The sequence below is a fragment of the Serinicoccus sp. CNJ-927 genome, from assembly GCF_001942435.1.
Classification (GTDB): Bacteria; Actinomycetota; Actinomycetes; order Actinomycetales; family Dermatophilaceae; genus Ornithinicoccus; species Ornithinicoccus marinus.
Genome location: NZ_MKKF01000001.1, coordinates 74,083 through 87,914 on the forward strand (window position 1 = coordinate 74,083; position 13,832 = coordinate 87,914).

At 72.6% G+C, this 13,832-nt stretch carries 14 protein-coding genes and 1 pseudogene; 6 read left to right on the plus strand and 9 right to left on the minus strand.

The features are described from left to right. Position 1 precedes the first annotated feature (1 nt). Positions 2 to 373, plus strand: a complete 372-nt coding sequence (locus BJF86_RS00360; RefSeq protein ID WP_083652601.1) for a 2TM domain-containing protein — start codon at positions 2 to 4, stop codon at positions 371 to 373. Between the two features lie 26 nt (positions 374 to 399). On the opposite strand, the gene BJF86_RS00365 is transcribed toward BJF86_RS00360, so the two are convergent. Both BJF86_RS00365 and BJF86_RS00370 read right to left on the minus strand, forming a co-directional pair. Next, on the minus strand, positions 400 to 1,362 hold the full coding sequence (locus BJF86_RS00365) for an endonuclease/exonuclease/phosphatase family protein (RefSeq protein ID WP_075816519.1): 963 nt from the start codon (positions 1,360 to 1,362) through the stop codon (positions 400 to 402). Between the two features lie 22 nt (positions 1,363 to 1,384). Then, a pseudogene (locus BJF86_RS00370) lies at positions 1,385 to 3,069 on the minus strand (ribonuclease J). Positions 3,070 to 3,193: 124 nt separating this feature from the next. Here BJF86_RS00370 and BJF86_RS00375 point away from each other — a divergent pair. The 5 genes from BJF86_RS00375 (at position 3,194) to BJF86_RS00390 (ending at position 7,982) form a co-directional block, all read left to right on the plus strand. Further along, positions 3,194 to 4,024: a DMT family transporter gene (locus BJF86_RS00375; protein ID WP_075816520.1), complete on the plus strand. Its 831-nt coding sequence runs from the start codon at positions 3,194 to 3,196 to the stop codon at positions 4,022 to 4,024. A 25-nt stretch (positions 4,025 to 4,049) separates the two neighbouring features. Next, the gene (locus tag BJF86_RS00380; protein ID WP_075816521.1) at positions 4,050 to 4,871 is read left to right on the plus strand and encodes a thymidylate synthase; all 822 of its coding nucleotides are present in this window, start codon (positions 4,050 to 4,052) and stop codon (positions 4,869 to 4,871) included. Then, positions 4,868 to 5,875 (plus strand): dihydrofolate reductase, encoded by a 1,008-nt coding sequence (locus BJF86_RS00385; protein WP_083652594.1) that lies wholly within the window; start codon positions 4,868 to 4,870, stop codon positions 5,873 to 5,875. Before BJF86_RS00380 ends, BJF86_RS00385 begins: the two co-directional genes overlap by 4 nt. A gap of 173 nt (positions 5,876 to 6,048) precedes the next feature. Then, positions 6,049 to 6,738 carry a TolB family protein gene (locus BJF86_RS18230; RefSeq protein ID WP_143553604.1) on the plus strand — a complete coding sequence of 230 codons (690 nt, stop codon included), beginning with the start codon at positions 6,049 to 6,051 and terminating at the stop codon, positions 6,736 to 6,738. After that, on the plus strand, positions 6,735 to 7,982 hold the full coding sequence (locus BJF86_RS00390) for an alpha/beta hydrolase family protein (RefSeq protein ID WP_202817285.1): 1,248 nt from the start codon (positions 6,735 to 6,737) through the stop codon (positions 7,980 to 7,982). Before BJF86_RS18230 ends, BJF86_RS00390 begins: the two co-directional genes overlap by 4 nt. Before the next feature lie 307 nt (positions 7,983 to 8,289). On the opposite strand, the gene BJF86_RS19250 is transcribed toward BJF86_RS00390, so the two are convergent. The 7 genes from BJF86_RS19250 to BJF86_RS00420 all read right to left on the minus strand — a co-directional run bounded on the left by BJF86_RS19250 (position 8,290) and on the right by BJF86_RS00420 (position 13,812). Further along, on the minus strand, positions 8,290 to 8,418 hold the full coding sequence (locus tag BJF86_RS19250) for a hypothetical protein (protein WP_269087242.1): 129 nt from the start codon (positions 8,416 to 8,418) through the stop codon (positions 8,290 to 8,292). A gap of 36 nt (positions 8,419 to 8,454) precedes the next feature. Continuing rightward, a complete protein-coding gene (locus BJF86_RS00395; protein WP_075816522.1) occupies positions 8,455 to 8,892 on the minus strand; it encodes an SRPBCC family protein in 438 nt (145 codons plus the stop codon). Further along, positions 8,889 to 9,230, minus strand: a complete 342-nt coding sequence (locus BJF86_RS00400) for an ArsR/SmtB family transcription factor (RefSeq protein ID WP_075816523.1) — start codon at positions 9,228 to 9,230, stop codon at positions 8,889 to 8,891. The genes BJF86_RS00395 and BJF86_RS00400 overlap by 4 nt, the downstream gene beginning before the upstream one ends. Before the next feature lie 74 nt (positions 9,231 to 9,304). After that, entirely contained in the window at positions 9,305 to 11,257 is a 1,953-nt protein-coding gene (locus tag BJF86_RS00405) for a GNAT family N-acetyltransferase (protein ID WP_075816524.1), read from the minus strand. Continuing rightward, positions 11,254 to 11,853: a GNAT family N-acetyltransferase gene (locus BJF86_RS00410; protein ID WP_075816525.1), complete on the minus strand. Its 600-nt coding sequence runs from the start codon at positions 11,851 to 11,853 to the stop codon at positions 11,254 to 11,256. Before BJF86_RS00410 ends, BJF86_RS00405 begins: the two co-directional genes overlap by 4 nt. A gap of 139 nt (positions 11,854 to 11,992) precedes the next feature. Beyond that, the gene (locus BJF86_RS00415; protein ID WP_143553605.1) at positions 11,993 to 12,232 is read right to left on the minus strand and encodes a hypothetical protein; all 240 of its coding nucleotides are present in this window, start codon (positions 12,230 to 12,232) and stop codon (positions 11,993 to 11,995) included. After that, complete coding sequence (locus BJF86_RS00420; RefSeq protein ID WP_075816527.1) at positions 12,232 to 13,812, minus strand: acyl-CoA carboxylase subunit beta; 1,581 nt, start codon at positions 13,810 to 13,812, stop codon at positions 12,232 to 12,234. Before BJF86_RS00420 ends, BJF86_RS00415 begins: the two co-directional genes overlap by 1 nt. Between the last annotated feature and the right edge of the window lie 20 nt (positions 13,813 to 13,832).

The following is a 13,832-nucleotide window of genomic DNA, read 5'->3' on the forward strand; positions in this document are numbered from 1 at the left end:
CGTGAGCCAGCCACCGCAGGGACCGACCGACCCGGTCGAAGGGAACTTCCCGCTGCAGCCCTACCGCCCGAGCACCGAGCTCGACCCGGAGATGCGCAAGCGTGCGCTCGCGAAGATCGAGGCGCGCAAGGAGTTCACGCTGCACCTGGCCGTCTACTGGATCGTCATGACCCTGCTCGTGCTCATCTGGCTGGTGACCTCGGGGTGGGGCGAGTACTTCTGGCCGATCTGGCCGATGATGGGCTGGGGGGTCGGCGTGGCGATCCACGGCGCCTCGCTCGCGATCGACAAGGAGCCCACGGAGAAGGAGATCGCCGACGAGGCCGCCAAGCTGCGCAAGCGTCTCGGCCGCCCTGACCACCCGGAGGACTGACCCGGGATCCCTCCGACCGGCGGTCATCAGGGCAGCCGCAGCCGCGCCCAGACCGCCGCGTGGTCCGATCCGGTGACCGTCGCCGCGCCGGCGTCGACGACGTCCAGCCCGCGCACGAGCACATGGTCGATCTGCACGAAGGCCGGCAACAGCCCCTCCGTCGGCCAGGTGCGCACCCACCCCGACCCCGACGCCTCGTGCGCGTCCCGCAGCCCGGCGTCGTCCTTGACCTGGCGCAGCGCGGGGTGCCCGGTCGAGGCGTTGAGGTCACCGACCACGAGCAGCGGACCCTCGATGCCGGTGGCGTCCTCACCGAGCCACCCCAGCTCCTCGCGCCACGCCGCGGAGCCGGCCACCGCCGGAGGCCGGGTGTGCGCCCCGAGCAGCGTCACGGTCTGCCCGCCCCAGGTGATCGGGAGACGGACCTGGTCGAAGAGATACGGCTCGTCGATGACGTGCGCGCCGTCGGCGCCGGTCTCGTCGTCAGCGGACCCGGCCATGCCCTCGCGGGTGAGCACGAGGGTCCCGCCCGCGTCGGACCGGAGGGTGCCGGCGCGGACCGGCAGGGCGCGGTCGAGGGCCGACCCCTCGAGCCGCGCCTGCGCCTCCGGTGTCATCTCCACCAGCACGAGGGCGTCGACCTCGCGCTCGTCGACCATCGCGGCGAGGTCCGCCAGGCTCCCCCGGCCGTACTCCAGGTTGGCGGTCGCGATCACGAGGTCGTCGCGACCGGCGGGCACGGTGTCCGGCAGCAGCCAGGGCGCCGCGAGGGCAGCGTGCCCCAGCCCCAGCAGCACCGCGGCGCCGAGCAGCAGCCGCCGGGCCAACGCCCAGGCGAGGACCGCGAGCGGCACCAGGCTCAGGCCGACGAGGACCAGACCGGACTGCAGCACCGGCACCGGGCCGACGGCGTCCACCCAGCGCAACGCGGTGAGGCCGGCCGCCGCCAGCCACCACGCCCAGGCGAGCGCGACGAGGACCCGGCGCACGGCATACCCCCCGGAGCCGGCGTCAGGCGTCGACGACGATCGGGATGATCATCGGGCGGCGGCGCAGCTTGTTGCCGACGAACGACCCGACCGTCCGACGGATGACCTGCTGGAGCTGGTGGCTGTCCTGGACGCCGTTGCGCCGCGCCTCCTCCAGCGCCGCGACCAGCTTGGGCTGCACCCGCTCGAAGACGTCCTCGCCCTCGGCGAAGCCACGGGTCTGGATCTCCGGGCCGGCCGCGATGGCCCCGGTCGAGGAGTCGCGGACGACGATGATCGTCACGAAGCCCTCGTCGCGCAGGATGCGGCGGTCCTTGAGCATCGTCTCGTCCGCCGCCCCGACGAGCGAGCCGTCGACGTAGACGTACCCGCAGTCGACGCGCCCGAGATGCGCGCCCGGCCGTCGACGAGGTCGACGACCACGCCGTCCTCGGCGATGACGACGTTGTCGCGCGGGACGCCCGTCTGGACCGCGAGGTCGCCGTTGGCGACCATGTGCCGCCACTCGCCGTGGACCGGCAGGACGTTGCGCGGCTTGACGATGTTGTAGCAGTAGAGCAGCTCGCCCGCGCTGGCGTGGCCGGAGACGTGCACCAGCGCGTTCTCCTTGTGCACGACGTCGGCGCCGCGGCGGGTGAGCCCGTTGATGACCCGGTAGACGGCGTTCTCGTTGCCCGGGATGAGCGAGGAGGCCAGCAGGACGGTGTCACCCTCGCCGACGTCGATCTTGTGGTCGCCGTTGGCCATCCGCGACAGCGCCGCCATCGGCTCGCCCTGGGAGCCGGTGCAGATGAGCACCTGGTCCTCATCGGGCAGCTTGGTGAGCTTGTTGAGGTCGACGAGCACCCCGTCCGGCACCTGGAGGTAGCCCAGGTCCGCGGCGATCCCCATGTTGCGGATCATCGACCGGCCGACCATGGCGACCTTGCGGCCGGACTCCTCCGCGGCGTCGAGGACCTGCTGGACCCGGTGCACGTGCGAGGAGAAGCAGGCGACGATGATCCGCCGCTCGGCGGTGTGGAAGACCCGCTCGATCGCCGGCGCGATCTGCCGCTCCGGGGTGGTGAACCCGGGCACGTGCGCGTTGGTGGAGTCGGTCATGAACAGGTCCACGCCCTCCTCCCCCAGCCGGGCGAAGGCGCGCAGGTCGGTGATCCGGCCGTCCAGCGGCAGCTGGTCCATCTTGAAGTCGCCGGTGTGCAGGATCGTGCCGCCGGAGGTCCGGATGAAGACGGCGAGCGCGTCCGGGATCGAGTGGTTGACCGCGACGAACTCGCAGTCGAACGGGCCCAGCTCCTCCCGTCCGCCCTCCCGCACGCCCAGCGTCAGCGGGGTGATCTTGTGCTCCTTGAGCTTGGCCTCGATGAGGGCCAGGGTGAGCTGGGAGCCCACGAGCGGGATGTCCGGCTTGAGCCGCAGCAGGTAGGGCACCGCGCCGATGTGGTCCTCGTGCCCGTGGGTGAGGACGATCGCGACGATGTCGTCCAGCCGGTCCTCGATGGGGCTGAAGTCGGGCAGGATCAGGTCCACGCCGGGGTGGTGCTCCTCGGGGAAGAGCACCCCGCAGTCCACGACGAGCAGCTTGCCGCGGTGCTCGATGACGGCCATGTTGCGACCCACCTCGCCGAGCCCGCCGAGCGGGATGACGCGGACGCCCCCGTCCGGGAGGGGCGGGGGCGCGGTCAGCTCGGGATGCGGGTGGCTCATGGCGCACAGGGTAGACCGTCGGGCCGCGATGCCACGAAGCCTGCCTCCGTCTGCGACAGTCTCCTGTGGACGAGATCGTCCCGGGGCAGATGGCGTGGTGCGACAGGAGGCATGGTCGATGGGTATGGGTGTCGTGCTCGCGTTGGCCGCTGCCCTGTCCTACGGCCTGTCCGACTTCGTCGGCGGCGTCGCGTCCCGCCGGAGCTCGCCCTGGCCGGTCGCGATCATGTGCGCCGTCGGGGGTATGGCGGGGGCCGTGCTCGTGGCGCTGACCCGCACCGGCGACCCGACCCCGGCGGACCTGGGGTGGGGCGCGCTCGCGGGGGTCGGGAGCGGGCTCGGCGGAGCCTTCCTCTACCGCGGCCTGGCCGCCGGGCGGATGGGCGTGGTCGCGCCGGTGTCCGGGGTCGGCGCGGCGGTGCTGCCGGTGGTCGTCGCCCTGCTCGGCGGGGAGCGACCGGGGCTGCTGGTGTGGTGCGGCATCGCCGCCGCGCTGCCCGGGATCTGGCTGGTCAGCCGTGAGCCCGGCGACGGCGGACGCCTGGCCGACGGCTTGCTCGACGGCGTGCTGGCGGGGGCCGGCTTCGGGCTGCTCTTCGCCGCGATCGGCCAGGTGCCGCAGAGCGCCGGCTACTGGCCGCTGGCGGTGGCCCAGACCGTGGGGCTGGTCAGCGTCGCGATCACCGCCACGCTGCTGGGTGACAGCTGGCGGCCCCGGACCGCCCTGGAGGTCGGGGGTGGCCTCCTCGCCGGCGCGCTGGCCACGCTGGCTGCGCTCGGCTTCCTGCTCGCGACCCAGGCCGGGCTGCTGACGGTGGCCGCGGTGCTCACCTCGATCTACCCCGCCGTGACCGTGCTGCTGGCGGCGACCGTGCTCCGCGAGAGGCTCGGGGCGGCGCAGGGCGTGGGTCTCCTGCTGTGCCTCGCCTGCGTGGCGCTCGTCGCGGCCGGGTGAGGCGGGCGCCGCTACTCTGACCTGCATGCAGGCATACCTCGACCTCCTGGAGCGGATCCGCAGCGAGGGGGTGCGCAAGGAGGACCGGACGGGGACCGGGACGTTGTCCGTCTTCGGGCACCAGATGCGCTTCGACCTGACCGAGGGCTTCCCCGCGCTGACGACCAAGAAGCTGCACCTGCGCTCGATCATCGGCGAGCTGCTGTGGTTCCTGCGCGGCGACACCAACGTGCGGTGGTTGCAGGAGCGCCGGATCACGATCTGGGACGAGTGGGCCGACGAGCAGGGCGACCTAGGCCCGGTCTACGGCCACCAGTGGCGCTCCTGGCCGGCCCCCGACGGCGGGACGATCGACCAGATCCAGCGGCTGGTCGACGGGCTGCGGAGCAACCCGGACTCCCGCCGTCACATCGTCTCGGCGTGGAACGTCGCCGACGTCGACTCCATGGCACTGCCGCCGTGCCACACGCTCTTCCAGTTCTACGTCGCGCCCGCCGCCGAGGGCGACCCGGACCAGCGCGGGTGGCTGTCGTGCCAGCTCTACCAGCGCAGCGCCGACACCTTCCTCGGGGTGCCCTTCAACATCGCGTCCTACGCCCTGCTGACGCACATGGTGGCGCAGGTGACCGACCTGCGTGCCAAGGACTTCGTGCACACCCTCGGCGACGCGCACCTCTACCTCAACCACCTCGACCAGGCCGCCGAGCAGCTGACCCGGACGCCCGGGCCGCTCCCCACCCTGTGGCTCAACCCCGAGGTGCGGCAGATCGACGCCTTCGAGCTGGAGGACGTCGAGGTGCGCGACTACGTCGCGGCCCCGACGATCAAGGCGCCGATCGCGGTATGACGCAGCCGTCGACCCCGTCGTCGGTGACGGACGCCGGGCAGGGTGCGCCCCGCGACGAGGCGGCACGCCGGTCCCGTCCGGGTGCGCTCGTGCCCGCGACCTACGTCGTGCTGCGTCGTCAGGGACCCTCGGGGACCGAGGTGCTGCTGCAGCTGCGCCAGGGCACGCCCTACATGGACGGCTGGTGGGCCTGCGGGGCCGCAGGCCATGTCGAGCCGGGCGAGAGCTTCTGGCGCGCCGGGGTCCGCGAGGCCGCCGAGGAGATCGGCGTCGAGCTGGTCGAGGACGACCTGGAGCACGTCGCGACGGTGCACCGGACCATCGCGATGCCGGACCCCTTCGAGCAACGGGTCGACGTCTTCGTCGCCACCGACCGGTGGGTGGGCGAGCCGCGCGTCGCCGAGCCCCACCGGGCCGCGCGTTTGCAGTGGTGGCCCCTGGACGACCTGCCCAACCGCGTCGTGCCGCACGAGCGGCTGGCGCTGGAGGCGCTCGCCGCGGGCGCGCGCGGGGCGCTGCTCACCCACGGCTTCGCGCAGCGGCTCACGCTCATCGCGGCCGTCGGGCGCAACGGGGTCATCGGCGACGGCAGCGCGATGCCGTGGCACCTGCCGGAGGACCTGCGCTTCTTCAAGGAGACGACCATGGGGGGCGTCCTGGTCATGGGCCGCGGCACCTGGGACTCCATCGGCCGGGCGCTCCCGGGCCGGCGCACCATCGTCGTGACCCGGCAGCACGACTGGTCGGCGCCCGGGGCAGAGGTCGCGCACTCCCTGTCGGAGGCTCTGCTCATGGCCGGGGACCGTGAGGTCTTCGTCGCGGGTGGTGGCCAGATCTACGCCCAGACCATCGAGCACGCCCACCGGCTGGTGCTCACCGAGGTCGACCTCGAGCCGGAGGGCAGCACCCGCTTCCCCGAGGTGGACCAGGAGCGGTGGACGGAGACACGTCGCCAGCCTGGCTCCGGGGACATCAAGGCCTGGGTCACCTGGGAGCGGCGCTGAGCCCGAGGCCGCGATGGTCCCGTGAGACTCGGGGACGGTCCCGACTCCCACGGGACCGTCGTCTGCATGCCGGCTCGTCACTCACGAGCCCCCTCGAGCAGGCTCCGGAGTGACGTCGAGGCGTGCAGACGGCTCGGACGAGCGGCTGACGGTCCCGGCGTAGGCTCGCGCAGGTGAAGCCCAGCGACCTGACGACGATCCGCACGCTGTCCTCTCCCACCGTCCACCCCCACAGCCGCGACGTGGTCTTCGTCGTGAGCCGGCCGGACGTCGAGGACAACCGCTACCGCACCAGCCTGTGGCGGCTCGACCTGAGCACGGACGACGCCCGGCCCACCCGGTTGACCAGCAGCACGCGGGACTCGGCACCGGCATACTCCCCCGACGGCACGCAGCTGGCCTTCCTCCGCGCCGGCGACGACGGACCGCCGCAGCTGCACGTCATGCCTGCCGACGGCGGCGACGCTCGACGCCTGACCGACCAGCCGCTGGGCGTCGGCTCCGTCTCCTGGTCCCCCGAGGGCACGCAGCTCGTGTATGCCGCCCGTATCCCCGAGCAGGGTCGCTACGGCACCGACGACGCCGTCAAGCCCGACCAGGAGGCGCCGCGGCTCATCGAGCACAGCACCTACCTGGCCGACGGGCTCGGCTACGTCCTCGACCGCCCGAGCAAGCTCTTCCTGCTCGACCTCGCCGACCTGCCCGATCCCGATGGCCCGGACGCGACGAGCTCCCGCCCAGCACGCAGCTCACCTCGGGTCGAGGTGACGACAGCGCGCCCGTCTTCCTGCACGCCGGCACCCGGATCGCTTTCGTCGCCTCTCGCGACCGGCGCGGCGCCTGGACCCCGGACACCCTCGTGAGCGACGTGTGCTCGGTCGACCTGCGCGGCAAGGGCTTCCGCCGGCACACCGACGGCACCGGATCGGTCGGCAGCGTGCACGTCGGCCCCGACGGCACGGCCGTCTACGGTGCGGCCGACCTCGGCAGCTCGAAGCAGGACTTCGTGGCTCGCAACGCGGTGCTGCGCCGGCTCGACGGCCCGGGGGTCGCGCTCACCGACGCCGAGACCGACCACCTCGCCTGCGCCCCGGTCATCGGCGGCGACGGCGCGGTCGTCGCCGCCTTCGAGGTGCGCGGCGACACCGTCGTGCGTGACCTGACGGCCGACCGGGTGCTGCTCGAGGGTCACGTGGGCGTGACCGCCCTGGCCGCCGGCGGCGACGTCGTCGTCGCGGTCGCGGGCACGCGCGAGGCATACTCCGAGCTCTTCGTCGGCCGCTCCAGCGAGACGCTCACGCAGCGCACCGACTTCGCCCGCCACCTCACCGGCACGGCGGCGCCGATTGAGACCGAGGAGCTGGACGCGACCTCGGGCGACGGCTACCCGGTGCACGGCTGGCTGGTCCGGCCCACCACCAAGCCGCGCCGCAAGGCGGGCCACCCGGTGATCCTCATGATCCACGGCGGCCCCTACGCGCAGTACTCCGGCAACCTCTTCGACGAGGCCCAGGTCCTCGCCGGCGCTGGGTATGCCGTCGTCATGGGCAACCCGCGAGGCGGCTCCGGCTACGGCGCGGCGCACGGACGGGCGGTCAAGGAGGCGATCGGCACCGTCGACGTGGCTGACCTCACCGCGCTGCTGGACCACGCGCTGACCCCGCCGGGCCTCGACGGCTCTCGGCTCGGCGCCATGGGCGGCTCCTACGGCGGGCTGATGACGACCTGGCTGGTCGGGCACACCGACCGCTTCACCGCGGCGATCAGCGAGCGCGCCGTCAACGCCTGGGACTCCTTCGCCGGCACCAGCGACATCGGCTGGTTCTTCGCCGACGAGTATGCCGGCGCCTTCCAGCACGAGCAGTCACCGCTGACCTGGGCCGACCGGATCACCACACCGACGCTGGTCATCCACTCCGAGCGCGACTTCCGCTGCCCGCTGGAGCAGGGGCAGCGACTCTTCGCGCGGCTGCGCAAGAACGGCGTGCCCAGCAAGCTGCTCGTCTTCCCCGGCGAGGGGCACGAGCTGTCGCGCTCGGGCCAGCCGCGGCACCGGCTGCAGCGCTTCGAGCACATCCTCGACTGGTGGGCCGAGCACCTGCGCTGAGGGATCGAGCAGTGGCACGCTGGTGCCGTTCTGTGTGTCACATCTGTGCTCCTGAGCACGCATGTGACACACGTTGACGCACCAAGAGATGTACAGGCGTCTCTCTACTCCGCCGGAAGCTCGGCCTCGCCCTCGAAACGGTCGGCCCACTCCAGCAACGGCTCCAGGCCGAAAGCCTGCTCGTCGATCCCCCCGGCCGACCCTGTTGGGGCCGCCAGTGACGACGAGCCTCCTCCACCCCGGTCAGCGGGGTGCCGGCAGCCTCCAGCGCGTCTGCGAGCCGGGTGATCGTCGCCGGACCGACGCCCTAGAGGTCGGCGACCTCGAGCATCGCCACGCCTGCCAGGTCGGCCAGGCGGGCATAGCCCGCCGCCTCCAGCGACCGCCGCGCCCGGGCAGGTATCCCCTCCGGCCAGGGGTCCGTCGTTCCCGTCATACGACCATGCTGCCCTGCCCGGTGGGCACGACGGACTCAGCCGGACAGGTGCCCGGGCAGCCGGTCCAGCACGTCGTTCCAGCCCTGCTCGGCGCCGCCACCCTCGACGTGCTCGGTGGAGGTATGACGCACCGTCACCTCGGTGCCGTCCGACCCCTCGTCGAAGACCACCTGCACGGTGTCCACCACCGGCTCTCCCTCCACCTGCGCCTCGGACCCGTCGCTGATCCAGACCCAGGTCATGGCGAACTTGCGCGGCCGGTCATAGGTGGTGATGGTGCCGGTCACCCCCATCCCCACCTCAGCGCTGTAGATCCGCACCGCTCCCCCCTCCCGGGGCTCGATCGCGTAGGTCGTGTCCGGCCACTGCGGCCACCACCACCTCGCCAGCTCCTCGGGATCCATCCAAGCGGCGAAGGCCCGCTCGGCGTCGACTGGGACGTGCCGGGAGATCGTGAGGGTGGTGGCGCTCATGGGGTGATCCCTTCGTCGCGGCGTGAGGACCCGGCGTCGAGGTGCGCGGCATAACGGTCGAGGTAGTTGCCCCAGAAGAGGCGGGTGCGCGTGGCCCACTCCGCGAGCGGCTCGAGCGCGCCCGGGACCAGCCGCACGTGGACGGTCCGGCCCCGCTTGCTGCGGCTGACGAGCCCGCCGTCCTCCAGCCGCTCGAGGTGGCGGAGCACGGTCGGCAGGCTCATGCCGACGTGGTCGGCGAGATCGGACACCGTCGCGGGACCCTCGGCCAGCCGCTCCAGGAGCCGGCGTCGCGGCTCGCTCGCCACGGCTGCCGCGGCGGCCTCCAGGGTGTTCATGCCGCGAGGATAGCAGACACTTAGTTGTCGTGCTAAGTGTTGTGAAGCACACCGGCGCGGTGCGGCGAGCTCGCTCAGTCCAGGTCGGGCCCGTGCACCCGCTCGTCCGGGGTGCGGTGGTGGTAGGTGACCAGCTCGCTCACGCTGCGCCGGCCGATGGCGTACCGCCCCTGCTCCGGGTCCCAGAGGCGGTACTCCGCGAGCGCCGCCTTCTTGGCCGCGCGCGCGGCCTCCGAGAGCGTGACCCGGTCGGCCCGCTCGTCGACCACCTGCGGCACGGGGAGGTAGAACCCGGCGTCGCGGACGAGGCCCTCCCGGTGCGCGCGACGCAGGGCGCGCCCAGCGGTGGCGTGGTCGGTATGCGGGTCGAGGTAGCTCATCGTCCGGTGCGCGGCCCGCGGGTGCCGGCGGGCGTGCCGTCGGATGACGTCGAGCACGGCGTCCTCGCTCAGCCCACCGTCGGGACGCCCCGCGCGGTGGACGTCGCGCGGGTCGACGCCCAGGCGCTGCACGGCGGCGACGAACTCGCGGTCCCGGGCGGCGACGAACTCCTCCAGTCCGATGTCCTGCCCGAGCCGGCGCCGCAGGCTGTGGATCGCCTGCGACCCCTCCCCCGCGGTGAGCAGCACGAGGACGTGCCGGTGGTCCGGGAGCGCGGCGATGGAGCCGCCCATGAAGATCGACTCGTCGTCGGGGTGCGGGACGTACCAGACGCTCACCTCCCGCCGCAGCCGCCGCGTCCGGGCGACGCGCTTGGCCTGCTGAGCGGCGGGCTCGGGCATCCGGGCGATGGCGCCACGGACCCCGCGACGTACGGCACGCCGCCACCGTGGCCCGCTCTGGGCGGCTGCCTGGGCCGGGGTCGGTCCGGGGGTGGGCGACGTCGGGGCGGCAGCCGGCTTCGCCGCGGCAGAAGGCTTCTTCGCCGAAGTCGCCGAGCTTCCGCTGGCCGCGGCAGGCTTCCCGGACCTCGCCGGCCCGGAGGTCTTCGCCGGGGCGGGGCGCGGGGGCTTGAGCAGGTAGCGGTAGGTGGGCCGTTGATGGGGGGTCCACTCGAACTTCCAGGGATACTTCCCCGCGCCGAGGTCGAACTCGTCGGCGAGGTCGTGCTGGGTGACGTGCTCCAAGATCGCCAGCTGCAGCACCTTGCCGAGGCGGTAGCGCTCCAGCTCGGGCAGGTAGGCGCTGTTCCACGACAGGAGGCGGCGTCCGTCGCGGAAGACGGTGCGGTAGCCGAGCACGCGGCCGGTGGCCGGGTCGTCCGAATCGAGGTAGGCGAAGGTGAGCGCGTCGTCGGTGGTGGTGAAGACCTGCCGGATGTGCTCGGTGCGCCGGTCGTCGTCGTAGAGCGAGTGCCGCTCGGACCGCCCTCGCGCCTCGACGAGGTGGTTCTTCTCCGCCCGGTGGACCTCGGCGATCCGGTCCAGGATGCCGTGCTCGTCACCGGCGAAGGTGTGCAGGTGGACCTCGCGCTCGCGCTCGAGCTTCCCGCGGTACTTCCGGGCGTGCGAGGGGACGGCATACGGCTCGCGCAGGTCGATCCACGGGTTCTCGATGAGGAAGGCGAGCCGCTGGTGGTGCTGCTGCGAGGTGCGGATGTGCCAGGCAAAGTCAGACTCCGACGGTATGCCGGTGAGCTGGACGACCTGGGCCTCGTCGTCGTCGACGACACGCTGGAGCTCGTCGAGGATCAGCCCGGAGACGGTCTTGGGGTTCGCCACCGAGTCACCCCGGGCGTGCAGCGCCGCCATGTAGTCGCCGTGGCTGGCCCAGCGCAGGACGGTGACCGGCTGGCCCTCCCGCTTCTCGGGGCGGAACGCGAACGGCCCGACGCCCACGAGCTGGCCCTCCTGGCGGACGAGCACGACGTGCAGCCGGTAGCCCGGGGCGTGCCGGTAGCTCTCCCACCAGGCCGAGACGAAGCGGTGGCTCGTGTAGTAAGACTCTCCCGGCCGCTCCAGCGCCTCCCACTCCTCGCGCAGCGCGGCGAGGTCCTCCGTGGTGCGGCAGATCGAGGTCTCGATCATCGGGCGGGGATCTCCACCCAGGTCGGGAAGGTGAGGGTGCGCTGGCGGTCCTTGAGGAACACGTGCTGCCGGGTGCGGCGGGCGCCGAAGGCGCCGTAGGACGCACGGGACGCGGTGTTCTTGCGGGAGATCATCGTCACCCCCTGCGTCCTTCCGTCCTCCGCCAGCAGCTCCAGCCGGCGGGCGATGGAGAAGGCGTGCAGGCCGCGCCGACGGTGGGCGATGAAGACGTGGTCGTCCCAGAAGTATGCCTGCCGCGGCCCGACCCTCAGCCGGTAGTGGATCCGGGCGTTCTCGGTGTCGCCAGAGGTCAGGTGGCAGTAGCCGCACGGCTCGCCGTGCTCGTCGCGGATCACCAGGGTGCGGTCCGCACGGTGGTCCAGCCGCTCGACCAGCAAACCGTGCTTGCGCTCGTTGAGGTCGTCCGGGTAGTCCCGACGCATCTGATCCAGGACCTCCCGGGTGGCGTCCTCGAGCGACCGGGCCGGGTCGGCTGCCCCTTCTCGCCCCCGCACCGGGAAGACATAGGTGTCGAGCACCTCCCGTTTGCGCCAGGACTTCTGCCACGAGTCGGGGACCAGGGACGTCAGCGGCATGGCGCCGATGCTAGCCGACGGCCACTCCGACGCCGGGTGGCGTCCACGTGCTCGCCCCCGGCCGCGCCGGTGCGGCGTGTCGTCGGCCCCAGCGTTCACATGAACGCCTGAGCCGATCAGCCCGGGCGCGTCGCCGGCCTCAGCGCGTTCTGCCCCAGCGGTAGCAGGCGACGCCCAGCACGACGGCACCGAGCCCGACGAGGACCATCGCGGCGACGTCGTGCCAGAGGACGATCCGGGCGGGCTCGATCGGCTGGTCGGCGAACCACCCGAGGCTGCGCGGCGTGAAGAGGATGATGACCAGCCCGGCCAGGATCATGAGCGCACCGATCCCCGCCGCAACCTTGGTGCGGCCCGCCGGGCGACGCCCCGCTGCCATCAGACCGGGGGGATGCTGCGGTGGCGGGCGGAGAAGTGCCGGTCGCGGCGCGCGGCATATCGCAGCCGGTGCACGACCTCGGCGCGCAGGTCCTCCGGCTCGGTGATCGCGTCGATGACGAGGTCGGCGGCAAGCCGCTCGAGGTCGACGTCCTCGAGGTAGTCCGCACGCCGGGCGTCGATGAAGGCCTGCCGCTCACCCTCGTCCTCGATCGCGGCGATCTTGTTGGCGTAGACCGCGTTGACCGCGGCCTCGGGGCCCATCACCGCGATCCGCGCCGTCGGCAGCGCGATCGTCGCGTCCGGGCCGAAGCCGGGGCCGCCCATGGCATACAGCCCGGCGCCGTAGGCCTTGCGCAGCACCACGCACAGCTGCGGCACCGTCGCCTCCGAGACCGCGGAGACCATCTTGGCGCCGTGCCGGATGATGCCGCCGCGCTCGACCTCGGAGCCGATCATGAATCCCGGCACGTCGGCGAGGTAGATCAGGGGGATGCCGTAGGCGTCGCAGAGCCAGATGAAGCGGGACGCCTTGTCGGCCGAGTCGGTGAAGAGCACCCCACCCTTGACCATCGAGTTGTTGGCCAGGATGCCGACGGTCTGCCCGTCGATCCGCCCCAGCCCGACGACGAGCTCGGCGGCGAAGAGCGGCTTGACCTCGAAGAAGCTGTCGCCGTCGACGAGTCCCTCGATGACGTCGTGCACGTCGAAGGGCACCGACTCCGCCTCGGGGACGGTATGCCTGCCCAGCGGCACCGCGGGCTCCTCGCCCTCGTAGGCGGGCGCGGGGGCGCGCCACGACTCGGGCAGGTAGGAGAAGAAGTGCCGGGCCAGCTCGATCGCCTCGGTGTCGTCCGAGGCGAGCAGGTCGCCGACCCCGGAGACGGTGCAGTGCATCCGCGCGCCACCCATCTCCTCCAGCGAGACCCGCTCCCCCACGACCATCTCGGCCATCCGCGGGCTGCCGAGGTACATCGAGGCGTTGCCCTCGACCATGATGATCAGGTCGGTGAAGCTCGGGATGTAGGCGCCGCCCGCGGCGCTCGGCCCGAAGAGGCAGCAGATCTGCGGCACCTTGCCGGACAGGGCCACCTGGTTGTGGAAGATCCGCCCGGCACCGCGACGCCCCGGGAAGAGGTCCACCTGGTCGGTGATCCGCGCCCCCGCCGAGTCGACGAACCAGAAGACCGGCAGCTCCTCGCGCAGCGCGGCCTCGGTGGCGCGGATGATCTTCTCGACCGTCCGGGCACCCCACGACCCGGCCTTGACCGTCGGGTCGTTGGCGACGACGATCGCGGCGCGCCCGTCGACCTCGCCGCGGCCCGTGACCACGCCGTCAGCCGGCAGACCCTCGGCGGTGGCGTTGGCATACCGACCGTCCTCGACGAAGCTGCCCTCGTCGAAGAGCAGCGCGATCCGCTCGCGGACGTAGAGCTTGCCCTGGCCGTCCAGCTTGGCCCGGGCCCGCTCGCTGGGCTCCGCCGAGGCCTGGTGTGCCGTCGCGAGCCGCGAGCGCAGGTCGGCGACCCGGGGGTCGCCGACGGCGTCGGCGGAGGTGGCGTCGTCGCTCATGCCGGTCATCGTGTCAGCACCCACCGACG

Excerpts from the sequence above, each read along its gene's own strand:
- BJF86_RS00375 (WP_075816520.1), top strand. The coding sequence starts at position 3,194 with ATGGGTGTCGTGCTCGCGTTGGCCGCTGCCCTGTCCTACGGCCTGTCC.
- BJF86_RS00380 (WP_075816521.1), top strand. The coding sequence starts at position 4,050 with ATGCAGGCATACCTCGACCTCCTGGAGCGGATCCGCAGCGAGGGGGTG.
- BJF86_RS00385 (WP_083652594.1), top strand. The coding sequence starts at position 4,868 with ATGACGCAGCCGTCGACCCCGTCGTCGGTGACGGACGCCGGGCAGGGT.
- BJF86_RS19250 (WP_269087242.1), bottom strand. The coding sequence starts at position 8,418 with ATGACGGGAACGACGGACCCCTGGCCGGAGGGGATACCTGCCCGGGCG.
- BJF86_RS00395 (WP_075816522.1), bottom strand. The coding sequence starts at position 8,892 with ATGAGCGCCACCACCCTCACGATCTCCCGGCACGTCCCAGTCGACGCC.
- BJF86_RS00400 (WP_075816523.1), bottom strand. The coding sequence starts at position 9,230 with ATGAACACCCTGGAGGCCGCCGCGGCAGCCGTGGCGAGCGAGCCGCGA.
- BJF86_RS00405 (WP_075816524.1), bottom strand. The coding sequence starts at position 11,257 with ATGATCGAGACCTCGATCTGCCGCACCACGGAGGACCTCGCCGCGCTG.
- BJF86_RS00410 (WP_075816525.1), bottom strand. The coding sequence starts at position 11,853 with ATGCCGCTGACGTCCCTGGTCCCCGACTCGTGGCAGAAGTCCTGGCGC.
- BJF86_RS00415 (WP_143553605.1), bottom strand. The coding sequence starts at position 12,232 with ATGGCAGCGGGGCGTCGCCCGGCGGGCCGCACCAAGGTTGCGGCGGGG.
- BJF86_RS00420 (WP_075816527.1), bottom strand. The coding sequence starts at position 13,812 with ATGACCGGCATGAGCGACGACGCCACCTCCGCCGACGCCGTCGGCGAC.